Genomic DNA, 2041 nt, shown 5'->3' on the forward strand with positions numbered 1-2041 from the left:
CGCTTACCCCCCCAGCGGCGCAGTCCGCCGCGACGCCCGCCGGTGACGTCCACCTCCAGCGGCGGCGGCGTCGCCCCGGCGGGCGTCGCGGCGGACTGCGCCGCTGGGGGGGTAAGCGTCACCGGCGGCACGTCCTGCGCCCAGGCGGGCGCGGCGGTGGCGATGAGGGCGGGGATCAGGAACGTCAGACGCATCAGCGCAGCTTCCAATTATAGTTGATGTTGCTCCACCCCCCATTGGCGGTGGCATAATATTCGGCGGGCAGTTTCAGCGGCGAGCATCCCTTGAACGCGGCAATGCCCAGATCGACCACACGCCGCGCATAACGACGGTTGTCGTCGTCCACCCCCGACTGGCGCACCACCGTCGGCGTCGCCGACAAGGTGCCGTCGCGGTTGAGCCGCAGGTTCAGCGTGGTGACGATCTGGTTGGCGCCCGGCCCCGGATCGACCTGCCGGTCGGCGCACGGCTGGATCTGCCGCGCGATCGCCTGCTGAATCGCGGCCAGCGCCTTGCCGTCGACGCGCGCGGCCGACGGCGGCGCATCGCTGTTGCGCGCCTTGCTCGGTTCCGCGGTCAGCCCCTTGAGGAAATCATCGCCCAGCCGCCCGCCGCGCGGGCGCGCCGCGGTGGCGGCGGGCGTCTTGCCCGCGCCCTTGGACGCGGCCGGCGGCGCCTTGGTCGCGCTGGCGGCGGCGGTCGCCGGCCGGCGCGCGGGCGCCGGCTTGGCGGGCGCTTTTTCCGCCGCCGGGGGGGCGGGCTCCGGCCGCGGCTTGAGCTGCGGCACGGGCTTGGGCGCCGGGGCCGGTTTGGGCGGCGCAGGCTTGGGCGGTGCGGGCTTGGGCGGCGTCGGCCTGGGGGGTGCCGGCGCGGGCTTCGGCGCGGGCGCAGGCGCCGGCTGCGGCGCGGGTTCGGGGCGCGGCTGCGGTTCGGGCACCGGAGGCGGTGCGTCCTCGGGCTCGCCGGTTTCGGGCGCGACCGCCTGCGACGGCGGCTCGGTCGCGGCCGGCGCGGCGGCCTCCAGCGCGACCTCCTTGACCAGGCTGACCTCGACCGGCGCCTGTTTCAGCTTGACCGGGTTGGGCGTGTCGAGAAACCCGACCGACAGCAGGCCGAACAGGACGACATGCCCTGCGACCGCCCCTGCCAGCCCGATCTTCTCGGCGCGCTCCACGCCCGTCAGTCCTCGCCCACCGTCACCAGCGCGACGCGCGTCAGCCCGGCGCGGTTCAGCTCGCCCATCACCTTCATCACCCGGCCGTAATCGAGCGCCCGGTCGGCGCGCAGGAACACCTGCGGCGGCTCCTTGCCCGTCCGCGCCCCCGCGATCGCCTCGAGCCGCGGCGGCAGCGCATCGGCCGACACCTCGTCCTTGCCAATGAAGATCCGCCCGTCGCGGTCCAGCGCGATCTCGGTCGGCTGCTGGTCCTGGTCCAGCGGCTTGGCGCGCGTATCGGGCAGGTTCACCGGCACCCCCTGCGTCAGCAGCGGCGCGGTGACCATGAAGATGATCAACAGCACCAGCATCACGTCGACCAGCGGGGTGACGTTGATGTCGGCCATCGGCGCGCGCCGCCCGCGCCCGCGTTGCGAGGGAAGGTTCATCGCCATGCGCGCGTCACCGCTCGCCGTCGAGCTGGCGGGACAGCGTGGCGTGGAACCCGTCGGCAAAGCGCATCAACCGCGCCTCGATGCGGTTGATCGCATGGCTGAAGCGATTGTACGCGATCACCGCGGGGATCGCGGCGAACAGCCCGATCGCGGTCGCGAACAGCGCCTCGGCGATGCCCGGGGCGACCACCGCCAGGCTGGTGTTCTGCTGGCTGGCGATCGACGTGAAGCTGCGCATGATGCCCCATACGGTGCCGAACAGCCCGACGAACGGCGCCACCGACCCGACCGTCGCCAGCACGTTGAGCCGGTCGGACAGCTGGTCGATCTCCTTGGCGACCGCCGATCCCATCGTCGTGCCCAGCCGCTCGCGCGTGCCGTCGCGATCGATGCGGTTGCCCTGGGTCGAGCGGCGCCATTCGGTCACCCC

The 2041-nt window shown here is 73.4% G+C and carries 3 protein-coding genes and 1 pseudogene; all 4 read right to left on the bottom strand.

The window, feature by feature from the left end; all coding sequences use genetic code 11:
- A pseudogene (locus AX685_RS16980) lies at window positions 1-194 on the bottom strand (hypothetical protein); the annotation flags it as partial.
- Entirely contained in the window at window positions 194-1174 is a 981-nt protein-coding gene (locus AX685_RS16985; RefSeq protein ID WP_066490694.1) for a cell envelope biogenesis protein TolA, read from the bottom strand. The gene AX685_RS16985 and the pseudogene AX685_RS16980, both read right to left, overlap by 1 nt.
- Window positions 1175-1179: 5 nt before the next feature.
- On the bottom strand, window positions 1180-1611 hold the full coding sequence (gene tolR / locus AX685_RS16990) for a protein TolR (protein WP_066490695.1): 432 nt from the start codon (window positions 1609-1611) through the stop codon (window positions 1180-1182).
- A 7-nt stretch (window positions 1612-1618) separates the two neighbouring features.
- On the bottom strand, window positions 1619-2041 hold a 423-nt coding region (locus AX685_RS16995; RefSeq protein ID WP_197418668.1), incomplete at its 5' end, for a MotA/TolQ/ExbB proton channel family protein.

The sequence above is a fragment of the Sphingomonas sp. CCH9-F2 genome (assembly GCF_001556735.1).
GTDB classification, from domain to species: domain Bacteria; phylum Pseudomonadota; class Alphaproteobacteria; order Sphingomonadales; family Sphingomonadaceae; genus Sphingomonas; species Sphingomonas ginsenosidimutans.